General features: G+C 45.2%; 25 protein-coding genes. 15 read left to right on the top strand and 10 right to left on the bottom strand.

What is annotated here, in order from left to right:
* Positions 1–2 precede the first annotated feature (2 nt).
* The 7 genes from ACTS60_RS13030 (at position 3) to nqrM (ending at position 5928) form a co-directional block, all read left to right on the top strand.
* On the top strand, positions 3–1244 hold the full coding sequence (locus ACTS60_RS13030) for an NADH:ubiquinone reductase (Na(+)-transporting) subunit B (protein WP_440888582.1): 1242 nt from the start codon (positions 3–5) through the stop codon (positions 1242–1244).
* The gene (locus ACTS60_RS13025) at positions 1234–2019 is read left to right on the top strand and encodes a Na(+)-translocating NADH-quinone reductase subunit C (protein ID WP_038885205.1); all 786 of its coding nucleotides are present in this window, start codon (positions 1234–1236) and stop codon (positions 2017–2019) included. Before ACTS60_RS13030 ends, ACTS60_RS13025 begins: the two co-directional genes overlap by 11 nt.
* Positions 2019–2651 carry an NADH:ubiquinone reductase (Na(+)-transporting) subunit D gene (locus ACTS60_RS13020; protein ID WP_005436651.1) on the top strand — a complete coding sequence of 211 codons (633 nt, stop codon included), beginning with the start codon at positions 2019–2021 and terminating at the stop codon, positions 2649–2651. The genes ACTS60_RS13025 and ACTS60_RS13020 overlap by 1 nt, the downstream gene beginning before the upstream one ends.
* Positions 2652–2658: 7 nt before the next feature.
* Positions 2659–3255 carry an NADH:ubiquinone reductase (Na(+)-transporting) subunit E gene (nqrE, locus tag ACTS60_RS13015; protein ID WP_005436652.1) on the top strand — a complete coding sequence of 199 codons (597 nt, stop codon included), beginning with the start codon at positions 2659–2661 and terminating at the stop codon, positions 3253–3255.
* Positions 3256–3288: 33 nt separating this feature from the next.
* Positions 3289–4512: an NADH:ubiquinone reductase (Na(+)-transporting) subunit F gene (gene nqrF, locus ACTS60_RS13010; protein ID WP_005436653.1), complete on the top strand. Its 1224-nt coding sequence runs from the start codon at positions 3289–3291 to the stop codon at positions 4510–4512.
* Between the two features lie 155 nt (positions 4513–4667).
* The gene (locus ACTS60_RS13005; RefSeq protein ID WP_440888581.1) at positions 4668–5672 is read left to right on the top strand and encodes an FAD:protein FMN transferase; all 1005 of its coding nucleotides are present in this window, start codon (positions 4668–4670) and stop codon (positions 5670–5672) included.
* Positions 5673–5694: 22 nt separating this feature from the next.
* On the top strand, positions 5695–5928 hold the full coding sequence (gene nqrM / locus ACTS60_RS13000; protein ID WP_005436655.1) for a (Na+)-NQR maturation NqrM: 234 nt from the start codon (positions 5695–5697) through the stop codon (positions 5926–5928).
* A 77-nt stretch (positions 5929–6005) separates the two neighbouring features.
* Here the strand turns inward: nqrM and ACTS60_RS12995 are convergent, their stop codons facing one another.
* Positions 6006–7220: a diguanylate cyclase gene (locus ACTS60_RS12995; RefSeq protein ID WP_440888580.1), complete on the bottom strand. Its 1215-nt coding sequence runs from the start codon at positions 7218–7220 to the stop codon at positions 6006–6008.
* A gap of 176 nt (positions 7221–7396) precedes the next feature.
* Between ACTS60_RS12995 and dinB the strand changes: the two genes are divergently transcribed.
* Positions 7397–8461: a DNA polymerase IV gene (gene dinB / locus ACTS60_RS12990; protein WP_440888579.1), complete on the top strand. Its 1065-nt coding sequence runs from the start codon at positions 7397–7399 to the stop codon at positions 8459–8461.
* Here the strand turns inward: dinB and ACTS60_RS12985 are convergent.
* Complete coding sequence (locus ACTS60_RS12985; RefSeq protein ID WP_440888578.1) at positions 8458–10383, bottom strand: RecQ family ATP-dependent DNA helicase; 1926 nt, start codon at positions 10381–10383, stop codon at positions 8458–8460. The two genes, dinB and ACTS60_RS12985, sit on opposite strands and share 4 nt — an antisense overlap.
* 76 nt (positions 10384–10459) lie before the next feature.
* Between ACTS60_RS12985 and ACTS60_RS12980 the strand changes: the two genes are divergently transcribed.
* The 3 genes from ACTS60_RS12980 (at position 10460) to ACTS60_RS12970 (ending at position 13350) form a co-directional block, all read left to right on the top strand.
* Entirely contained in the window at positions 10460–10939 is a 480-nt protein-coding gene (locus ACTS60_RS12980) for a GreA/GreB family elongation factor (RefSeq protein ID WP_440888577.1), read from the top strand.
* 59 nt (positions 10940–10998) lie between these two features.
* Positions 10999–11742: a YggN family protein gene (locus ACTS60_RS12975; protein WP_440888576.1), complete on the top strand. Its 744-nt coding sequence runs from the start codon at positions 10999–11001 to the stop codon at positions 11740–11742.
* A 243-nt stretch (positions 11743–11985) separates the two neighbouring features.
* The gene (locus ACTS60_RS12970; RefSeq protein WP_440888575.1) at positions 11986–13350 is read left to right on the top strand and encodes a sodium-dependent transporter; all 1365 of its coding nucleotides are present in this window, start codon (positions 11986–11988) and stop codon (positions 13348–13350) included.
* 93 nt (positions 13351–13443) lie between these two features.
* On the opposite strand, the gene ACTS60_RS12965 is transcribed toward ACTS60_RS12970, so the two are convergent.
* The 5 genes from ACTS60_RS12965 to tsaA all read right to left on the bottom strand — a co-directional run bounded on the left by ACTS60_RS12965 (position 13444) and on the right by tsaA (position 17314).
* Positions 13444–13635 (bottom strand): DUF4250 domain-containing protein, encoded by a 192-nt coding sequence (locus ACTS60_RS12965; protein WP_010449802.1) that lies wholly within the window; start codon positions 13633–13635, stop codon positions 13444–13446.
* Between the two features lie 2 nt (positions 13636–13637).
* Positions 13638–13841, bottom strand: a complete 204-nt coding sequence (locus tag ACTS60_RS12960; protein WP_010449800.1) for a YaeP family protein — start codon at positions 13839–13841, stop codon at positions 13638–13640.
* 111 nt (positions 13842–13952) lie between these two features.
* Positions 13953–14621: a tellurite resistance TerB family protein gene (locus ACTS60_RS12955; RefSeq protein ID WP_440888574.1), complete on the bottom strand. Its 669-nt coding sequence runs from the start codon at positions 14619–14621 to the stop codon at positions 13953–13955.
* Positions 14622–14791: 170 nt separating this feature from the next.
* A complete protein-coding gene (locus tag ACTS60_RS12950) occupies positions 14792–16507 on the bottom strand; it encodes a proline--tRNA ligase (RefSeq protein WP_440888573.1) in 1716 nt (571 codons plus the stop codon).
* A 111-nt stretch (positions 16508–16618) separates the two neighbouring features.
* Positions 16619–17314, bottom strand: coding sequence for a tRNA (N6-threonylcarbamoyladenosine(37)-N6)-methyltransferase TrmO (gene tsaA, locus ACTS60_RS12945; RefSeq protein WP_440888572.1), 696 nt, complete (start codon positions 17312–17314; stop codon positions 16619–16621).
* Between the two features lie 122 nt (positions 17315–17436).
* Here tsaA and ACTS60_RS12940 point away from each other — a divergent pair, with 122 nt between their 5' ends.
* From ACTS60_RS12940 to ACTS60_RS12930, 3 genes are all read left to right on the top strand, one after another.
* Complete coding sequence (locus ACTS60_RS12940) at positions 17437–17697, top strand: type B 50S ribosomal protein L31 (protein WP_331410128.1); 261 nt, start codon at positions 17437–17439, stop codon at positions 17695–17697.
* Between the two features lie 3 nt (positions 17698–17700).
* On the top strand, positions 17701–17826 hold the full coding sequence (gene ykgO, locus ACTS60_RS12935; protein ID WP_005380299.1) for a type B 50S ribosomal protein L36: 126 nt from the start codon (positions 17701–17703) through the stop codon (positions 17824–17826).
* Between the two features lie 228 nt (positions 17827–18054).
* Positions 18055–19641: an AbgT family transporter gene (locus tag ACTS60_RS12930; RefSeq protein WP_440888571.1), complete on the top strand. Its 1587-nt coding sequence runs from the start codon at positions 18055–18057 to the stop codon at positions 19639–19641.
* A 107-nt stretch (positions 19642–19748) separates the two neighbouring features.
* Here the strand turns inward: ACTS60_RS12930 and ACTS60_RS12925 are convergent, their stop codons facing one another.
* Both ACTS60_RS12925 and ACTS60_RS12920 read right to left on the bottom strand, forming a co-directional pair.
* The gene (locus tag ACTS60_RS12925; protein ID WP_005436748.1) at positions 19749–20192 is read right to left on the bottom strand and encodes a YaiI/YqxD family protein; all 444 of its coding nucleotides are present in this window, start codon (positions 20190–20192) and stop codon (positions 19749–19751) included.
* The gene (locus ACTS60_RS12920) at positions 20189–20482 is read right to left on the bottom strand and encodes a hypothetical protein (RefSeq protein ID WP_440888570.1); all 294 of its coding nucleotides are present in this window, start codon (positions 20480–20482) and stop codon (positions 20189–20191) included. Before ACTS60_RS12920 ends, ACTS60_RS12925 begins: the two co-directional genes overlap by 4 nt.
* Positions 20483–21387: 905 nt before the next feature.
* On the opposite strand from ACTS60_RS12920, the gene ACTS60_RS12915 reads away from it, so the two are divergent.
* The gene (locus tag ACTS60_RS12915) at positions 21388–21873 is read left to right on the top strand and encodes a GNAT family N-acetyltransferase (RefSeq protein WP_440888765.1); all 486 of its coding nucleotides are present in this window, start codon (positions 21388–21390) and stop codon (positions 21871–21873) included.
* Here the strand turns inward: ACTS60_RS12915 and ACTS60_RS12910 are convergent.
* Positions 21833–22132: a DUF3301 domain-containing protein gene (locus tag ACTS60_RS12910; protein WP_039976952.1), complete on the bottom strand. Its 300-nt coding sequence runs from the start codon at positions 22130–22132 to the stop codon at positions 21833–21835. The two genes, ACTS60_RS12915 and ACTS60_RS12910, sit on opposite strands and share 41 nt — an antisense overlap.
* Positions 22133–22143 lie beyond the last annotated feature (11 nt).

Below are 22143 nucleotides of genomic sequence, written 5' to 3'. Positions count from 1 at the left end.
CCATGCTTAAGAAATTCATAGAGGATATCGAGCATCATTTTGAACCAGGTGGTAAACACGAAAAATGGTTTGCACTGTACGAAGCTGCTGCAACGCTTTTCTACACACCAGGTCTAGTAACAAAACGTAGCTCGCACGTTCGTGATAGCGTTGACTTAAAACGTATCATGATCATGGTTTGGTTCGCGGTATTCCCAGCAATGTTCTGGGGTATGTACAACGCGGGTGGCCAAGCTATCGCAGCACTTAACCACATGTACGCTAGTGATCAACTAGCGACAGTTATCGCAGGTAACTGGCACTACTGGCTAACAGAAATGTTTGGCGGCACCATCGGTGCTGAAGCTGGTGTTGGCAGTAAGATGCTACTAGGTGCGACTTACTTCCTACCGATCTACGCAACAGTATTTATTGTTGGTGGCTTCTGGGAAGTACTTTTCTGTATGGTGCGTAAGCACGAAGTTAACGAAGGCTTCTTTGTAACTTCTATCCTATTCGCACTTATCGTTCCACCAACGCTACCTCTATGGCAAGCGGCACTAGGTATCACATTTGGTGTTGTTGTTGCTAAAGAGATCTTCGGTGGTACAGGTCGTAACTTCTTGAACCCTGCTCTTGCGGGTCGTGCTTTCCTATTCTTTGCTTACCCAGCACAAATCTCGGGTGACGTAGTATGGACAGCAGCTGACGGCTTCTCTGGTGCAACTGCTCTTAGCCAATGGGCTCACGGCGGTAGCGGCGCGTTGATCAACAACATCACTGGCGCTCCTATCACTTGGATGGATGCTTTCATCGGTAACATCCCTGGTTCAATTGGTGAAGTATCGACTCTAGCTCTAATGATCGGTGCAGCGATGATCGTATACATGCGAATCGCTTCGTGGCGCATCATTGCGGGTGTAATGATCGGTATGATTGCAGTGTCAACACTATTCAACGTGATTGGCTCTGACACCAACCCAATGTTCAACATGCCTTGGCACTGGCACCTAGTTCTAGGTGGTTTTGCATTCGGTATGTTCTTCATGGCAACAGACCCTGTATCAGCTTCATTTACCAATGGCGGTAAGTGGTGGTACGGCATCCTAATCGGTGCAATGTGTGTGATGATTCGTGTAGTTAACCCAGCTTACCCTGAAGGTATGATGCTGGCGATTCTATTCGCGAACCTATTCGCACCTCTGTTCGACCATGTGGTTATCGAGAAGAACATCAAGCGGAGACTAGCACGCTATGGCAAGTAATAACGACAGCATTAAAAAGACGCTGGGTGTTGTTATCGGGTTGAGCCTTGTTTGTTCAATCATCGTATCAACAGCAGCCGTAGGCCTGCGTGACAAGCAAAAAGCTAACGCTGTCCTAGATAAGCAATCTAAGATTGTAGAAGTTGCTGGCATTGAAGCAGACGGTAAAAAAGTACCTGAGCTATTTGCACAATACATTGAACCTCGTCTAGTTGATTTCAAAACGGGTGACTTTGTAGAGAAAGCTGAAGATGGCTCTACAGCAGCTAACTACGACCAACGTAAAGCCGCTAAAGATCCAGCTGAGTCTATCAAGCTAACGGCTGATGAAGACAAAGCTAAGATCCTACGTCGTGCTAACACAGGTATCGTTTACCTAGTGAAAAGTGGTGATGAAATCTCGAAAGTTATCATCCCTGTTCACGGTACAGGTCTTTGGTCAATGATGTACGCATTCGTTGCGGTTGAAACTGACGGTAACACTGTGTCTGGTATTACTTACTACGAGCAAGGTGAAACTCCTGGACTTGGTGGTGAAGTAGAAAACCCAGCATGGCGCGCTCAATTCGTTGGTAAGAAACTATTCGATGAGAACCACAAACCAGCAATCAAGATTGTTAAAGGTGGTGCTCCAGAAGGTTCTGAACACGGCGTTGATGGCCTATCTGGTGCGACACTAACTGGTAACGGTGTTCAAGGTACATTTGACTTCTGGTTAGGTGACATGGGCTTCGGTCCTTTCCTAGCAAAAGTTCGTGACGGAGGTCTGAACTAATGTCTAGCGCACAAAACATTAAAAAGAGCATTATGGCGCCGGTGTTGGATAACAACCCGATCGCGCTGCAGGTTCTTGGTGTATGTTCTGCTCTTGCAGTAACAACTAAACTAGAAACAGCATTTGTAATGACACTAGCGGTAACGTTTGTAACTGCACTGTCGAACTTCTCTGTTTCTTTAATCCGTAACCACATTCCTAACAGTGTGCGTATCATCGTTCAGATGGCAATCATCGCATCACTAGTAATCGTGGTAGACCAGGTGCTTAAAGCATACCTATACGATATCTCTAAACAGCTATCTGTATTCGTAGGTCTGATCATTACGAACTGTATCGTAATGGGTCGTGCAGAAGCATTCGCAATGAAATCTGCGCCAATCCCATCGCTAATTGATGGTATCGGTAACGGTCTTGGTTACGGTTTCGTTCTTATCACTGTTGGTTTCTTCCGTGAGCTATTTGGCTCAGGCAAACTATTTGGTCTGGAAGTTCTACCTCTAGTGAGCAACGGTGGTTGGTACCAGCCTAACGGTCTGATGCTACTTGCACCATCAGCATTCTTCTTAATCGGTTTCATGATCTGGGCTATCCGCATTATCAGACCTGAACAAATCGAAGCGAAGGAGTAAGGACGTCATGGAACATTACATCAGTCTGCTAGTTAAATCGATTTTCATCGAAAACATGGCACTGTCTTTCTTCCTAGGTATGTGTACTTTCCTTGCCGTATCTAAGAAAGTTAAGACCTCTTTTGGTCTGGGTGTTGCAGTAGTGGTAGTACTAACTATCGCGGTTCCTGTGAACAACCTAGTTTACAACCTAGTTCTGAAAGAGAACGCGTTAGTTGAGGGCGTAGACCTTAGCTTCCTAAACTTCATCACCTTCATCGGTGTAATCGCAGCACTTGTACAGATCCTAGAGATGGTTCTTGACCGTTTCTTCCCACCTTTGTACAACGCGCTAGGCATCTTCCTACCGCTGATCACAGTAAACTGTGCGATCTTCGGTGGTGTATCTTTCATGGTACAACGTGACTACAACTTTGCTGAATCTGTTGTTTACGGTTTCGGCTCTGGTGTGGGCTGGATGTTAGCGATCGTCGCTCTTGCAGGTATCCGTGAGAAGATGAAGTACTCAGATGTACCTCCGGGTCTACGTGGTCTAGGTATCACGTTCATCACTGTAGGTCTAATGGCGTTAGGCTTTATGTCTTTCTCTGGTGTTCAACTGTAAGTCGGGTAAACCGCAACAATTAAGGAATAGTCAATGGACATTATTCTTGGTGTAGTGATGTTTACTCTGATCGTACTTGCGCTAGTACTAGTGATTCTTTTCGCTAAGTCTAAGCTTGTACCAACAGGTGACATTACAATTTCTGTGAACGATGACCCTTCACTGGCGATCGTTACACAACCAGGTGGTAAGCTACTATCTGCGTTAGCTGGTGCTGGCGTATTCGTATCTTCTGCTTGTGGTGGCGGTGGCTCTTGTGGTCAGTGTCGCGTAAAAGTTAAATCAGGTGGTGGTGACATCCTACCTACCGAGCTTGACCACATTACTAAAGGTGAAGCACGTGAAGGTGAGCGTCTAGCGTGTCAGGTTGCAATGAAAACTGACATGGACATCGAACTTCCTGAAGAAATCTTCGGCGTTAAGAAGTGGGAATGTACAGTTATCTCTAACGATAACAAAGCAACATTCATCAAAGAGCTTAAGCTACAAATCCCAGATGGCGAATCAGTACCTTTCCGTGCTGGTGGTTACATCCAGATTGAAGCGCCAGCTCACCACGTTAAATACGCTGATTTCGATGTACCTGAAGAATACCGTGAAGATTGGGACAAGTTTAACCTGTTCCGCTACGAGTCTAAGGTAAACGAAGAAACGATCCGCGCATACTCTATGGCTAACTACCCAGAAGAGCACGGTATCATCATGCTTAACGTGCGTATCGCTACGCCGCCGCCAAACAACCCTGACGTACCACCTGGTATCATGTCATCGTTCATTTGGTCTCTAAAAGAAGGCGACAAGTGTACGATCTCTGGTCCATTTGGTGAGTTCTTCGCGAAAGACACTGACGCTGAAATGGTATTCGTTGGTGGTGGTGCAGGTATGGCTCCAATGCGTTCTCATATCTTCGACCAGCTGAAACGTCTGCACTCTAAGCGTAAGATGTCATTCTGGTATGGTGCACGTTCTAAGCGTGAAATGTTCTACGTAGAAGACTTCGATGGCCTAGCGGCTGACAACGATAACTTCGTATGGCACTGTGCACTGTCTGACCCTATGCCAGAAGATAACTGGGATGGTTACACTGGCTTCATTCACAACGTTCTTTACGAGAACTACCTACGTGATCATGAAGCGCCAGAAGACTGTGAATACTACATGTGTGGTCCACCTATGATGAATGCGGCTGTAATCGGCATGCTGAAAGATCTAGGTGTAGAGGATGAAAACATCCTTCTAGATGACTTCGGTGGTTAATCCCCCTAAGTGATTGAATCTATGGCTAGCTCTCTAAGAGCTAGCCATTATTTTTTGTAGAAATAAAAACCATATTCAACAGTTGCTATAGGAAATCGGTTTGTCTTGAGAGAACCCATTTTCCATATCAATTTAACGACAATAGGAGTAAACAAGTGAAAAAGTGGCTTGTTGCATTCGCTTCTCTATTGGTTCTAGCTGGTTGTGAACAGCCTGCAGATCAAGTTCATTTAAGTGGCCCAACAATGGGTACCACATACAACATTAAATACATCGAGCAAGATGGCCTGCCATCGCCTGAAGTTTTGCAAACAGAAATCGACCGCCTACTTGAAGAAGTGAACGATCAGATGTCGACTTACCGTGAAGATTCAGAGCTTAGCCGTTTTAACCAACACCAGACCAGTGAGCCATTTGAAGTATCACCGCAAACGGCAACGGTAGTGAAAGAAGCGATTCGCTTGAACGGTCTTACTCTAGGCGCACTAGACGTAACCGTTGGCCCACTAGTGAATCTTTGGGGCTTTGGTCCAGAAGCGCGTCCAGATGTGGTTCCGACAGATGAAGAGCTAGCTGCTCGTAAAGCGAATACTGGTATTCACCACCTTTCGGTTGAAGGCAATAAAATGTCGAAAGACATTCCAAACTTGTACGTTGATCTATCTACTATCGCAAAAGGTTGGGGTGTTGATGTGGTTGCGGATTACCTACAATCACAAGGCATTCACAACTACATGGTAGAAGTTGGCGGTGAAATGCGTTTGAAAGGCATTAATCGTGAAGGTGTGCCATGGCGTATTGCAATTGAAAAGCCGACTGTTGATGAGCGCTCAATTCAAGAAATTATTGAGCCTGGCGACATGGCAATTGCAACAAGTGGTGACTATCGTAATTACTTTGAGAGCAATGGTGTGCGATACTCTCACATCATCAATCCGCAAACAGGCAAACCAATCCATCATAAAGTGGTGTCTGTAACGGTACTGGATAAATCGTCGATGACGGCTGATGGTCTTGCAACTGGCCTTATGGTACTAGGTGAGAACAAAGGCATGGAAATCGCGAACGAAAATAACATTCCTGTTTTCATGATTGTGAAAACGGATGATGGTTTTAAAGAGCTGGCTTCGGAAGCATACAAGCCGTTCATGAAGAAATAACAACAGAAGTGAGCATGTCCTTATGAGTACATTTCTAATTACTTTTGCTGTTTTTGTTGCGGTGATTGCAGCGATGGCAGTGGGTTACATCTTCCAAAAGAAGGTGGTAAAAGGCAGTTGTGGTGGTCTTGGTGCGGTTGGTATTGAGAAGGTATGTAACTGCCCAGAGCCATGTGATGCGCGTAAGAAGCGTGAAGCTCGTGAAGCTGCCCGCGCAGAAAAGCTGGCTGCATGGGAAAAAGATCGCATTGCTTAATCAGCGATAGCAAGAATGATAAAACCCAGCTAATGGCTGGGTTTTGTTTTTTTAGGCTTTATATCAAGAGGAGAGGCTTACTGATAAATAGTTTGGTTTCGCCCATTCCCTTTTGCTTGATATAAACGGTCGTCTGCCACTTTAATCTGTTGGTCAAGATCACCTTCAACACTCGCCACACCAACACTAATGGTCACTTGAATGTTCTTATCTTGATAAGGAATAGGGGTCTTCTCCACTCGTTGACGCATTTGCTCCAAGCGGGTCACAAAATCTTCATAACTACCGCACGCTTGAATACAAAACTCTTCGCCGCCGAAACGCGCAATCACATCATCTGGGAAATAGATTTTTAATATATTCGCGACCATAACGAGTGCCGCATCGCCACCATCGTGCCCGTAGTTATCATTCACTTTTTTAAAGAAGTCGATATCTAACATGGCAATATTACGTTTTTCGCAACCATCACAAGCTTGGCCAAACAGGAAGCGGCGATTCCACAATCCAGTCAAAGCATCTTGGTTTGCCATTCTAAACAGTTCTGTTGTTGCTTCCTTCATATCCAGTATTTGATGAACACGGCAGAAAAACTCTTCCTGATTAAATGGCTTATATAAGAAATCATTAGCGCCGGCTTTGAGGAAGCGAGCGGTCATTGTGTGGTCATCACTTCCAGAGATACCAAGAATAGCGAGTTGGTTTTTATCAAAATTCTGCCGTAATTCACGGATCATTGTAATGCCATCTTTTATTGGCATGTCATGATCGGTGAGTATAAATGTGATGTCGGGATTTTGTTCTATTAACTCAATCGCTTGTTGGCCATTCTCAGCCTGAAGTGTTTGGATATATTGGTGCTCTAACAACTGCACAACGTGGTGGCGAACAGTCATTGAGTCGTCTACAACCAAACATTTGTGATGCTGATTGTTGGTTAAGCGCTTGATGAGAGGAAGAAGGTAGGAGACAGAAGCCATACTGTCTTTCAGTATGTAATCCAAAACACCTTTCGCTAGCATTTGCTCACGAATATCTTCTTGGAACATGGCTGTTAGCACAATCACTTTTTGGTTATGAGATAACAGCAGATCAATAATTTCGCCATCTTGGGCATCTGGTAAGCAATAATCTAATACAGCACACAATAGTTCAGGCTGTGAAGCTAAAGTTGACTTTGCTTCATCATAACTTTCGGCGGCAAGTACATCGTAGCCTGCTTTCGTTAATATTTGCTGCAGGTAATTTCTATAAGCACGACTGTCTTCGACAATCAAAATTCTGTTACTCAAAAAGTTTCCCTACTTTTGTATATAAATCAACTTTAATGTTATAGAGCTCAATAATAATAGAAAGTAGAGTGATTGCCATGAAAAAATGCCTGACTCTGGCTCCAGATAACACTATTTAAAATGTGCATATTTATCGCTATACTGTTTTTTTAAACAGTGCTGTTTGTGTGTGGATCGTGCAGGAACGAGTAAGAAAAATCATTCATGTTGATATGGACTGCTTTTACGCCGCGGTGGAAATGCGTGACAATCCGAGTTACCGAGGGACGGCTCTTGCTGTCGGAGGTCATGAGAAACAGCGAGGTGTGATCAGTACGTGTAATTATGAAGCTCGTAAATTTGGAGTGCGTAGCGCGATGCCAACGGCTCGTGCACTTCAGCTTTGTCCGAACTTACTCGTGGTTCCCGGTAGAATGCATGTATATAGACAAGTTTCCCAACAGATACGAGCCATTTTTGAGCGATATACCCCGCTAATAGAACCGCTGTCTCTCGATGAAGCTTATTTGGATGTGACTGACTCTAAGATGTGCAGAGGCTCTGCGACCTTAATTGCTGAGTCAATTCGCAACGACATACACACTGAGTTGGGATTAACGGCATCTGCTGGTGTTGCGCCGATTAAGTTTCTCGCCAAAGTCGCCTCTGATATGAATAAGCCCAATGGCCAGTTTGTGATTCCGCCAGAGAAGGTCCAAAAAGTGGTAGATAAACTACCGCTAGAAAAGATTCCTGGCGTTGGCAAAGTGAGTTTGGAGAAGCTACACCAGGCGGGCTTCTATCTGTGCGAAGACATCAAAAACAGTGATTATCGTGAGTTGCTGCGCCAGTTTGGACGCCAAGGTGCTTCATTGTGGAAACGTAGCCATGGCATTGATGATCGTGAAGTGGTAGTCGAGCGTGAGCGCAAGTCGGTTGGGGTAGAGCGAACCTTCAGCGAGAACATTTCCACTTATGATGAATGTTGGAAGGTGATTGAAGACAAGCTGTATCCCGAACTGGAAAGACGTCTAGAGAAAGCCAGTCCGGATAAGTCTATTATCAAGCAGGGTATCAAGCTCAAGTTTGCTGACTTTCAACTCACAACGATTGAGCATATTCACCCTCAACTTGAGCTCGAAGACTTCAAAGTGCTGCTAAAGGACATTCTTAAGCGCCAAAACGGCAGAGAGATAAGGCTATTAGGCTTGAGTGTGATGCTCAAGCCTGAACAACAAGCGCGCCAATTGAGTTTCTTTTAAGCTCGTGCTAACTCAACCTGCTTCAGAACTTGCTCAAAAGAGACATTCGCCATTGAACCATAACCGCGTAGCTTGCTCGCTTTGAGTTGCGTAATGATTGGTGTGCTAATTCCACATAGGAAGCGCGCCACAGCGGCGTTGCTAATCGCTGTTGGTGAAAGTTGGACAAATTCATCAACCCAAGCGGATAAGTGCGCCAACTCAGGTTGTGCTTGTTGTGGCCTAGGGAACGATGCGACTTGTCCACGACACACCGAACAGTGACCACATTGCGTCGGAGCATCATGATCAGCAAAGTAATGTGCCAATTGGTGACTCAGGCAATCTGACGACTGGAACAGGCTCAGCATGGTATGAATTCGTTCAATGTCTTTCTGTTCTTTGGATTGGAACAGTTCAACCAAATGTTGAGAGATAGCCTCTTGGCTTTGAGTGGTCGGAAGCACCGAGTACACATCCGTGAGCTGCTTGCTTTCTAATTCAATCCAACCGTTTTGGTGGAAGTAATCAAGCGCGGCAACCACGCGGCTACGCTCTGACTGATAGTTCATCCACAACGCTTCTAAATCCACTTGGCACCAAACTTTGGCTTTGGTTGAACAAGCAAAAATCGCCTCAACAAACTGACGTCGTTCGCCTTGAAATTGATTGAGAATGAAGCTTTGGTCTTGTAAGAACTTGAAGCGATATTCGGCGAAATAGCTGAACTTGGCTTCAATCACTTTTGCCAGCTCTAGGTAAACCAATAAGGTCTTCAGCGGGAGTTGGCGAATATTGCTATCGCGAGATAAGCGCAGCGCCATTACTTCCCACTGAGGAGCGTTTTCGCGGACTTGTTCAAGTACATAATTGATTGAGCTTGGTTCTGGCGTGTCGCCGTAAACAAAGTTCTCCAATACCGTTAAGCCAGAGGTATTGCCCAGTAGAATACACTCCGAACGCTGCCCATCCCGTCCGGCACGTCCGATTTCTTGCGCGTAGTTTTCGATAGATTTCGGTAAGTCGAAGTGAATCACTCGGCGAATATCAGATTTATCTACCCCCATACCAAATGCGATTGTTGCGACAATGCAGTCGATTTGCGAGTCCATAAACTGCTGTTGGATTTTCTCGCGTATGTCGCTCTTCATACCTGCATGGTAAGCGTGAGCATTGATGCCCAAGTGAATCAGAGATTTTGCAACTTGTTCTGCGGTTTGTTGCTGAGTTACGTACACGATACTCGGCAGTTTAGGTGCTGCAGCAACGATGTCATTCAGTTGAGTTTGTTTGTTTGCTTCATCGCAAGGCAGGACAGAAATATCGAGGTTAGGGCGATAAAAGCCGGTAACGGTAATGTGTTCACTGGCGATATTGAACTTCTTCTGCATATCTTCAATAACTGCAGGTGTCGCAGTTGCGGTTAACAATAGAGATTGCTTGATATTGAGGTCACGCTGATATTGTGGAAGTTTTAGGTAATCAGGGCGGAAGTTATGACCCCATTCTGAGATACAGTGCGCTTCATCGACCACCATCAATGAGATTGGAATTTGACGGATGAATTCTCGAAAGCGTTCGTTCTTGAGTCGCTCAACAGAAATCATCAAAATTTTAATCTGACCATTTTTGACGCCAGCCATTACTTGCTGTGTTTCTTCTCGGCTTTGGCTGCTGTCTACAGATGCAGCTTGAATTCCTCGATTTTGTAGAAAGCTTAACTGGTCTTTCATCAAAGCGAGTAGCGGAGAAATCACTAACGTGAGATTAGGCAGGGCCGTTGCGGGTAATTGGTAACAAAGTGATTTCCCTGAGCCAGTCGGGAAGATGGCAGCGGCTGAGTGTCCGTTCATTACTGCTTCAATCACCGGTTGCTGGCCGGGTCTTAATGAGTCAAATCCGAACACGGATTGAAGCGTTTGCTGAAGCGAGTCACTTTGCATAATAGGGAAACCTTTGTTTGATGGTAAACTGGGTTACATTAACACACCCTGAGTGCCGAACGCGCGCCTTAAAAGTATGAACAAAGCCGATTTAGTCCAAATAATCATTCGACAACTTGAAGACAAACTGCATGTTGCTCACGCCTCGACCCAGAGAGCGATCGACGCCGCTACTGATGAAGAAACTGTGCCTGAGCATAAGTACGATACATTAGCGCTTGAGGCGTCTTATCTGGCGCACGGGCAAGCAATGCGTGTACAAGAGAGTGAAGAAGAGCTGCGTCAGTACCGTTCTCTTGTGTTACGTGATTTTGTTGATGCACGTATCGCAGTTGGTGCTTATGTGGAATTAGTGGACGAGAACGATACTGAAAAAGCCTTCTTTATCGGTCCTTGTTCTGGTGGACTGACCGTTGAATGGCAAGACAAAGAAGTGTTTGTTCTCACGCCGAAATCCCCCCTTGGTCGTGCCTTGATGGGCAGAGAAGAAGGGGAAGATATTGATGTGAAAATTGGCGATAAAACAACTTGTTATGAAGTTGTGACGGTTTTCTGACATCTTATCCATAGTTGCTTGTTATAGTTAAACAGAATAACCATGAAAAAGAGAAAGTAATGAAGAAACTGCTCACACTCTCATTGTTGACCATCAGCGCCAGTGGCTACGCAGCCCAGTGTCGTGTCGATATTAACAACGAAGTTCGTATGGATGGTCAGAACTTAGAAATCGTGCATACCAATGGTGAAAAAGCGGTCGTTGATGAAGACAACAACCTGTTCATCAAAGGCGAGCTGATTGAGCTTGATGAGGACCAGAAAGCGGCAATTGAGAATTACCGCGAGAAGATGAATGCTTACATTCCGCAAGCAAAACAGCTGGCAAGTGATGGCTTAGCATTAGCCAACGACATCATAGATGACATCGCGGTTAGTCTTGATGCGCCAAAATCGTTTGATAACGTAAAAGTGGCGGTAAAGGATTTCTTTGCTGATGTCGAAGCGCGCTACTACAAAGACGGTGATTTTATTCTGCCTGCTGACAGCTTTGATTCGATGACTGAATCATGGTCACAAGACTTCGAAAAAGCACAAGAAATCTTCAACAAAGAATTCCTAACTAGCGCTTTTGACGCCTTGTCTGCCAAGATGAAAGAAGACGGCGGTTTGAATTTAACTGCACTGTCTGAAAGCATGACAGAACTGCAAGCCAAGGTGCAACAGCGCTTAGCTGAGCATTCGAAAGAAGTGGAACAACAAGCTGAGGATCTATGCGATTCGCTAGATAATATGGCGGGTGAAGAACAAGACTTGCTGAAGAAGATCCCAGAGCTGAAAGATTACCAAGTTTTCACAATATAAGAAGTTTGGGAAGTGATGGAATAGTGCGCTAATCTGTGCCCACCAAGACTTATGAAAGGGTCGTTGAGTCATCAACGGCCCTTTTTGTTTTTTTAGCCGCTCATTGTTGTACGTGGAAATTTACAAACTGAATATCTACTAATTGTTCTAACTGTCGAGTAATTAACCTAATCACTCTTGTTGAGAAGATGATATTGCTATAGTGTACTAGTCAGCTAGTTCATTGATATTTGTGTGAGTGGTATGACGCAACAAACTTCTTCTCAGCCTCGTGAGCATTTTGGCTCACGCCTTGGATTCATCTTAGCGGCAGCTGGTGCTGCAGTGGGTCTAGGTAATATTTGGGGCTTTCCTACCCAAGCAGCAAGTAACGGCGGTGGTGCCTTCTTGTTGGTTTACTTGGTGATGATCCTTATCGTTGCATTCCCGATGCTGGTGGTTGAAATGGCGATTGGTCGTCATGGTCAAGCAAACCCAGTCGACAGTATGCGTTCTCTAACAGACAACCCAGTCGGCAAGAAGCTTGGCGGCCTAGTTGGTTGGATTGGCCTGAGTGTACCAAGTGCGGTTTTGGCGTTTTACTCGATTGTCGGCGGCTGGTTGATCTGCTTTATGTTGGGCGCAGTGACCGACATCATGGGCATGGAAGCGGCGACACAATGGTTGAAAGGTTTCAGTGTTGAGCGCAACCTGTTTGGTACGATTACATTTTATGTATTAACCATTTTGATCGTACAAGGCGGTGTGAAGCAGGGTATTGAGAAGTGGTCTACACGTCTAATGCCAGCACTGTTTGTTCTGTTTGGTTTGCTGTTCATCTACATCATGACGCAAAACGGTGCGATGGAAGGTTTGAAGCACTACCTAGTGCCTGATTTCGAGAAAGTATGGGATCGCAAACTAATCCTTGCCGCAATGGGCCAAGGCTTCTTCTCTCTGACCATCGGTGGCTGTTCGATGCTTATTTACGGTTCCTACCTAAGCAAGAAAGAGAACCTGCCTAAGATGGCGATGAACGTGACTATGGTCGATACCGCGGTTGCCTTTATTGCTGGTCTAGTGGTGATGCCGGCGATGTTTGTTGCGATGCAAAAAGGCGTTCAAATCTACGCGGAAGATGGCTCACTGTTAAGTTCAGATACGCTGGTATTTACGGTTCTACCGCTGATGTTTGATAGCTTAGGCTTGCTTGGCCAACTGTTCTCAATCGTGTTCTTCTTACTACTGACGATTGCAGCACTGACTTCATCTATCTCGATGCTGGAATGCCCAGTTGCGCTGGTGGGTGAGCGATTTAATACCAAACGCAGCACGACTAGTTGGGTTTTAGGTGGTCTGATTGCGTTGTTCAGTGTGGTTATCGTATTTAATTTCGGTGCGCTATTTGGCATGGTCGCGACCATTGCAACGCAATACTTACAACCAATGGCGGCACTGTTGTTTTGTCTATTTGGTGGCTGGGTATGGAACCGTCACTCGAAAATTAAAGAGCTTGAACAAGGTTGTCCGGAGTTCACTCAAGGCTGGTTTGGTAAACTATGGCCTGCATATGTGAAGTTTGTTTGTCCTGTTCTGGTAGCGACTGTTATTTGGGCTTCATTCGGCTAATAATCTTAAACAACGTACAAAAGATAAGGGCTTGATGACTGCATCAAGCCCTTTTTTCTATTCTTCGTTTTTGTTATTCGTCGTAATGAACGATTAACGAAACTGACCAGCGTCAGGCAAAAAATCAAAGCCCGCTGTTGCCAGCTTTGCTTCAAGCGCTGCGCGGTCAATATCAAAGAACGCAACCAGCTTATCCAGATCGCCACCAAAATCGTCACGCAGTTTCATGTTGACGATGCTCATCAGCATGATCGGATCCATCGATTCAAAGTTCGCCAGATTCATGACTAGTCCTCGAAATCAGAAATCAGTAGGTTTGCCGCAGCAAATGCTGCTTTTTCGCGAACATCTTTAGGCAGTGACTCGTCTGCAGCAACGTCGTTTAGTGCTTTCACTGCGCATGAAATTGCTTGAGGAATGTAAGCTTGATCGCCACTACCGATTTGAGCGTAAAGCTCACGAACCAAATCACAACAGCCGTATACTTGCATGTTTTCTTTCCAGTAAATGATAACTTATCTCAATATACACATAGCCGTTTTGAAACTCAAAGCAGAGAATTGTTTTGGCTCAAATTCATAGGCAAGTTGAACAAACATTCATCACTGTAATTGTGCTTCCAATTGATGCGTGATCTCTGGAGAAAGGTTGAACTGCTTCGCAAGCTCTTGTAAGTAAGCTTTTTCCATAAAATTTTGCTCATCGGCCACAATCAGTGATGCCAAATATATTTCTGATGCCTGCTGTGGCGAGGTTGCCAAGCGCGCAATTTCCGCCGGGTCAAGAGGCTTGTGTAGCTCTTGATGAACCAGTTGCCTTACATGATCGTCTGCGTCCATTTCTGTTAACGCTTGCTCGATGCGAGCCATTTCTTCTTCATCGACATGACCATCAGCTTTTGCAGCGCCAATCATGGCTTTGAGGATCAGCTTCGCGTGTTTGTTGTCATCTGGATTGAAGGTTTCGCTAACGCCTTGCGTATCCTGCTTTGCTTGCCAATCGTTATAGACTTTGTAAGCCAAAGCGCCTAATGCCGCTGCACCGCCGACTTTGAGTGCGCCAGAGCCCATCTTCTTCGCCATCTTTTTGCTCTTCTTAGAGCCCATCAACATGCCGATAAGGCCGCCGCCAATCGCGCCAGCGCCAAGTGTTTTTAGCTGGCTAGAGTTAGATGAAGATTTGATATTGTTGGTTTGTTTACCAAGCGCATCGGCACCTTGCTTGAGCAGGTCTGATTTGAGTGCTTGGTTAAGAAGACTTTTTAGATCCATGAGTGACCTCCTTACTAGATTAAATCCAGTGTAAGGTGATGAATCTGAACCAAAGATTAACAGCGCCAATATTAGATAGGGCCAAAAGGCTTAAAAAACAGACATAAAAAGGGCTGACCTAAGCCAACCCTTTCATCGTTATGTATTCAGCACAATGTGCTTAGTGCAGCTTATGCTAGTTGAGCTTTAATGTGCTCAACGATGTCTGCCATAGCAACAGCTGTTTTCTCACCTGAGCGGCGGTTCTTGTACTCGAAGTTACCTTCTTTCATTGAACGATCACCGATCACGATAGTGTGAGGAATACCGATAAGTTCCATATCAGAGAACATTACGCCTGGGCGTTCTTTACGATCATCGAATAGTACTTCGATACCCATAGCTGTCAGTTCAGCGTACAACTTCTCAGCCGCTTCTTTCACTTCTTCAGACTTGTGCATGTTCATAGGAACGATAGCCACTTGGAAAGGCGCTAGTGCGTCTGGCCAGATGATGCCGTATTTGTCGTGGTTCTGCTCGATTGCAGAAGCAACAACACGTGAAACACCGATACCGTAACAACCCATTTCTAGGATTACGTTTTTACCGTCAGGACCAAGAACACCACAGTTCATCGCTTGAGAGTAAACATTACCTAGCTGGAAGATGTGACCAACTTCGATACCACGCTTAAGCATTAGCGTGCCTTGACCACATGGGCTTGGATCGCCTTCAACTACGTTACGTAGATCTTCAACTTGGCCTAGTTCAACGTCACGACCCCAGTTGATACCGAAGTAGTGTTTGCCGTCGATGTTTGCACCCGCGCCGAAGTCGCTCATTGCAGCAACAGAGCGGTCAACGATGAATGGCAGCTCAAGACCAACAGGGCCCAGAGAACCAGCGCCAGCACCGATCAGCGCACGCATTTCCTCTTCAGATGCCATCTCTAGTGGAGAAGCAACTTGAGGTAGGTTTTCTGCTTTTACTTCGTTTAGCTCGTGGTCACCACGAACAATAAGAGCAATGATGTCTGCTTCAACTTCGTCAGATGCTTTAACGAATAGAGTTTTAACCGTCTTCTCGATTGGTAGACCGTGTTGCTCTACAAGTTCCGCGATAGTTTTCGCGTTTGGCGTATCAACCAGCGTCATTTCTTGAGTTGGTTCAGCGCGCTCACCCGCAGGTGCTGCCGCTTCTGCTTTCTCGATGTTTGCTGCGTAATCTGACTCAGTAGAGAATGCGATTAGGTCTTCGCCGCTTTCAGCAAGTACGTGGAACTCTTGAGAGCCACTACCACCGATAGCACCAGAGTCAGCAAGTACTGGACGGTACTCAAGACCCATGCGATCGAATGCTTTACAGTAAGCATCGTGCATCGCTTGGTAAGATTTTTCTAGACCTTCTTTGTCGATGTCGAAGCTGTATGCATCCATCATACAGAATTCACGTGCACGCATTACGCCAAAACGTGGACGACGCTCATCACGGAATTTAGTCTGGATTTGGTACAGGTTTAGCGGCAGCTGTTTGTAAGAGCTCACTTCGTTACGCACAAGGCTAGTGATCACTTCTTCAGCTGTAGGGCTAAGAACAAACGGACGAGTATGACGGTCAGTAAAGCGAAGTAGCTCAGGACCCATCTTCTCAGAACGACCTGTCTCTTCCCATAGTTCAAACGGCTGAACAACGGGCATCAAAGTTTCGACTGCACCTGCATTGTCGATTTCTTGACGAACGATGTTTTCGACTTTACGCAGCACACGTAGACCAGTAGGCAGCCAGGTGTAAAGACCTGAAGCCAGCTTACGGATCATACCCGCGCGTAGCATGAGCTGGTGGCTCACTACTTCTGCGTCGTTTGGAGTCTCCTTCAGAGTAGAAAGAAGATAATTACTGGTACGCATTAAATTTATCCGTTTATTAAAGTTAGATACTCAAGCCGGAATGGACAGGAGTAAGGAGGTCCCACGAGGGGAAAATTGTTAGCCGCTTATAATATCAGCCAAATGCCTTTGTCAAAAGCTTTCAATCGCAGTAACTGTTATTAAGTTATCGCTAACCGTAAACTTCACGTTTAGATCGAACAAATTTACCGCATATTCTTTGTTGTCTGGCTTGTTCTTCTTATAAGCCGGACGAGGATCTTGTGCTAGAACTTGTTCGATAACGGTTTTGACATAATCAGTATCGTTATGCTTTTTAAGGATTGCCAGTGCAACTGAAGAGAAAGTGACCTGTGTTTTCTTTGGTTCTTCTTCTGCATAGCCACCTTGTGCAGCCTCAATTGAATCTGAATAAGGGATATAGGGCTTTATGTCGATAATTGGTGTGCCATCGACCAAGTCCACGTTACCGAGATCCAAATAGATCTGATCGCCTTTTTTACTAATGCCTTTGACTTCCACAGCAGACATGCCAATGCCGTTGGGGCGGAAGGTTGAGCGTGAAGCGAACACGCCAATACGTTCGTTGCCGCCCAAGCGAGGTGGGCGCACGGTCGGTTTCCAGCCTGCTTCTAAATTCTGGTCAAACAAAAACAGTAACCATACGTGAGAAAACTGCTCCAACCCGCGAACGGCTTCGGGACTATTTGCCGCCCCTTGAAGCTTGACGCGTGATCGTGCTGCAGGTACTAAACGAGGCTGGCGAGGAACGGCGAATTTCTCTTTATAAGGGCTTTCAATAATGCCAATCGGCTCTATGGAATACATGGTTTGTGTCTTGGTGAAAGGTTTGAGAAGCAAAGTATCACAAATTTTGCTTGCTTTTCTTCTTGAGAATGATTATTAATTAATATGTTATAACATAACAATTAATTAGAAGGACAGTTTCTATGAAACCAGGTATCCATCCCGAATACCGACCTGTGGTATTTCACGACACAAGCGTAGACGAATATTTTGTGGTTGGTTCAACGCTGCAAACCGATCGCACTATCGAATGGAAAGATGGAAAAACTTACCCGTATTTTACGTTAGACGTTTCGTCTGCGTCTCATCCATTCTACACAGGTAAACAACGCGTCGTTCAAGCAGAAGGACGTATCGCGAACTTCAATCGTCGCTTTGGTCAATTTAACAAAGATAAGGATTAGCAGATGAAAGTCGTTAAGTCATTAAAGAGCGCAAAAAGCCGTCATCCAGATTGTCAAATCGTCAAGAGAAGAGGGCGTCTGTACGTCATTTGCAAGACAAACCCCCGTTTTAAGGCGGTGCAGAAATAACCATAAACATAGTAACTGTTTATGAAGTTAACTTGCTCATAATACTGATTTATGATCTATATGCGGATGATGTAACTATATTTTTATCCATAACAGGTTATAAATTCGACTAGTAGTAACATTCTGTAACGTTTTGAACTTTCACTTAACCCTTGTGTCGAGTACCCTGCGCAGGCTTTATGACATTTTTGTCACAAATGCGCAGGAATAAATACAAGGAGGGAACAGATGAGTTCGTCTGCTTCAATGAAACAAAGCTCGCCAAAGAAGCCGTTATTCACGCGCTTTTTAGATACCGTTGAATATTTGGGGAACCTTTTACCCCACCCAATCACTCTTTTCGCCATTTTCTGTCTTGCAATCCTAGTTACGTCTGGTATTGCTGGCTATTTCGAGGTTTCCGTTGTTGATCCTCGTCCAGAAGGTGCTCCAGGTCGTGCTGCGGATGGCATGATCCAAGTCGTAAGCTTGTTAAATGCAGAAGGCTTACAGTTAATCGTTACTAACCTAGTGAAAAACTTCGTAGGCTTTGCACCGTTAGGTACCGTACTTGTTGCGATGCTTGGTGTCGCCATTGCAGAACACTCTGGTCTACTTTCTGCTGCAATGCGTGGCCTAGTCATGGGTGCTTCTCAGCGCATGGTTACGGTAACGGTTGTTTTCGCGGGTATCATATCAAACACGGCATCTGAGCTTGGCTATGTGGTATTGATTCCACTAGCGGCAATGCTGTTCCATTCATTAGGTCGCCACCCGCTTGCTGGTCTTGCGGCTGCGTTTGCTGGTGTATCAGGTGGTTACTCAGCTAACCTACTTATTGGTACGGTTGACCCGCTGCTTTCAGGTATTACTGAAACTGCTGCACAGATGATTGACCCAACGTACACCGTTGGCCCAGAAGTAAACTGGTACTTCATGTTCGTTTCTACTTTCTTCATCGCGATTACCGGTGCATTTGTTACTGAGAAAATCGTTGAGCCAAAACTTGGCAAATACAACGATGAAGAAGCGGCAGAAGATCTATCTCAAGATAAGATGGGTGGTCTGACTGACGTAGAGAAGAAAGGTCTAAAACTAGCAGGTATTGCGGTACTGGCGGTTTCTGCACTACTAGCATGGACTATCGTTCCAGCTGACGGTGTTCTGCGTTCTGATGCGGGCACGGTTGCAGGCTCTCCATTCCTAAAGAGTATTGTTGCGTTCATCTTTGTTTTCTTCGCAGTACCGGGCTTTGTTTACGGTCGCGTTGTTGGCACGATGAAAAATGATCGCGATGTGATTGATGCAATGTCGAAGTCAATGTCTTCAATGGGTATGTACATTGTACTGGTATTCTTCGCGGCTCAATTTGTTGCTTTCTTCAAGTGGACAAACTTTGGTCAAGTATTCGCGGTAGCGGGTGCAAGCTTCCTGCAAGAAATTGGCTTGACTGGCCCAATGCTGTTCTTTGCCTTCATCCTAATGTGTGGTTTTATCAACTTGATGATTGGTTCAGCATCGGCGCAGTGGGCGGTAACAGCACCAATCTTTGTTCCAATGTTGATGCTTGTTGGTTACGCGCCAGAAACGATTCAAGCAGCTTACCGTATCGGTGACTCAACGACGAACATCATCACACCAATGATGAGCTACTTCGGTCTTATCCTTGCAGTCGCAACACGCTACATGAAGAACCTAGGTATCGGTACGCTGATCGCGACCATGCTACCTTACTCAATCGTCTTCATTGTTGGTTGGAGCGTACTGTTCTACCTATGGGTATTCGTATTTGGTCTACCAGTAGGTCCTGGTGCGGCAACGCACTACACGCCTTAATTGGCAACTTCATTCAGCTTAATCAAAGCCTGCGTCTATCGCAGGCTTTTTGTTTTATGGTCTAGCCTATTAATCCGCTGATGTGAGAAAAGGAAGGGGGAATGTTATCAACGTTTGGCAAGAATTCTATCAAGGTGGTTGGCAAACTCTCTGCGTTCCGTTTGAGACAACGCCGCAGGGCCGCCAGTCTGAATGCCACTTGAGCGCATGGTGTCCATAAAGTCACGAATGTTTAAACGCGCTTTGATGGTGTCTTTAGTATATAACTCGCCTCGTGAGCTCAGTGCTTGAGCCCCTTTGCTGATCACTTCGTCTGCCAATGGAATGTCAGACGTGATTACTAAGTCATTGGCTTCCACGCGACGGACGATTTCGTTATCGGCAATATCAAAGCCAGCTGGTACTTGCAGAGAGTGAATATTGGCACGCTTGGGTACAGGGACCACATGGTTCGCTACAAATGTGCATTCAACACCGGTTCGCTCAGCGGCACGGACGATGGTTTCACGAATGACCTTCGGACAAGCATCCGCATCTACCCATAATTTCATGCTGTTTTCTCATTTAGTTTGGCTTCAAGCTCTTCAACGCGTGCTACCAGTTTAGCGACGGTGTTTTCCAGAGCAACAATGCGATCTTCTTCTTTCGGAGTTTGAACCGCAACCTCGACTTTAGGAATTCGGTTGGCGCTTTTCCAGCTTTTGATGGTTGCGATTAATGCTGGCATCGGCACAGGTGTTTTCATTCGAGCTTTAACGATAGCAACGGTTGGCTCTTTACCTTGCTGTTGCAACTGCTCCATCACGGCTTCCAGCTCTTTAGTGACGTCTTGAGTTAACATAATTTGTCCCTACTAAAATGACTTATATCATCATACTTTGCGCTACACATTTTAGCGAATAGCAATTTCGGCAGTGCCTTGTGCGAGATCTCTCACACGGGTTGTGAGAGAAAACGATTTCGTCATCAGTTAAACAGAAACTTCCCCATATAAGTGTATGAAAAATATCATTTTAACATGCTGTTAACCAAGTTTTTCAGCAAAAGATTTTCTAGGGTAGATTGTGATTTAAAGGGAAAAGCGTAAATTAAACCTTGTCGGCAGGAAGCAGACATGGAACAGGAAAGCACCAAGGATTTGGTCATCGTCAGGACGACGATTTGATTATTCAGGATGAGTGATCAAGCAAGGAGCGTAGGACATTGTAAGGACACAATCATCAATAGGATGTTGATGACTAAGGAAAGATAATGGACCCCTCATAGGATTGAGGTAAGGACAGCATCAGGACGATGCAAAGGACACCGCTCAAGGAACAAGTGATGCGCGCTAACGAGGAATGTTAGCTATCAGGATGATAAGGACACCGCTAGGACGGCGACGTAAGGACTAAGCTGACGGAATCAGCCACTATTATGGATGATGCATGGAGCACTAATTAGTAGCCGGACTGCTGCGAGTAAGACCATGACCCCGATACGCTAGTGTCGGGGTCTTTCTTATTTTTGCACTTTCATAACTTCAAATAATTAAAAGTGTCAATATCACATAATTTATAAATTCCTCATAACACTGAATAAAAAACAATCCAGATCAATATCCTTTCCAATCAGTTGGTTTAACTTTCGGCTTCTCTAAATGGCGTTATGTGCCGCATAAAAATCGATAGCTCACGAGCTATTGCTATGCGGATAAATTAAGTTTGCTGTAATCAAGGAACAGATGTGACCATAGTAACCAGAAGAATGCTTCTTCTACCCTACAATGAGTCGTTGCAACTAGAGTTCGTGATGTTGAATTGTTGCGCTAGAAATCGCGCAGAGATGAATGGCCCTTATACGGTGTCTTCTGCCAAGCAATTGTTTGAGAAGATTCTCGATGATGCGAACATCTACAGCATGGCGGTACTTGAAAGTACCAGTCGTGACTACATGGGGCACGTGTTCATTTCGAATCTGGATCATGAACCAGAGCTGGGATTTATCTTTGATAAAGCTTATTGGGGTAAAGGATTAGCGACAGAAGCGCTAAAGGCGTTTTTCCCGAAAGCGTGCCGTGAGCTTGGGCTACACAAAGTTAAAGCAAATGTGAATAGCCATCACAAAGCATCCATGGCAATACTGGAAAAACTTGGATTTACAAAGACCGCAGAAAGCAAGGACCTATACGGCCCTTACTTTGAAATGGAGTTTACAAGCGATGTGGCGGTAGGTGAAAGTTCAGCGGCCTAAACCCGATCATCGTCAGTTCCCCTTGGTAGCAATCATCGCCAAGGGATGAAAACTCAAATTGATACACAGTATGCCAACGCCAGATTCCGTCTGGCGTTTTCATTTTATGGGCACCAAAAGCAATGCTGACCAATTGCAGATCCAGTTGCTCGCACTTACGCGTAATAGCCGCTTTTGCTAATTCTGATTGGCGTCGTTGTTGCCAAAATAAAAAGCAGAAAAAGCACAATCCTAAAATGGCTAATAAGTCACCAATCATCCCTAATCCTT

The organism is Vibrio sp. WZ-1 (assembly GCF_052037695.1).
Classification (GTDB): Bacteria; Pseudomonadota; Gammaproteobacteria; order Enterobacterales; family Vibrionaceae; genus Vibrio.
The sequence above is the reverse complement of the archived record's forward strand: the minus strand, read 5'-3'. Positions and strand labels throughout refer to the sequence as shown.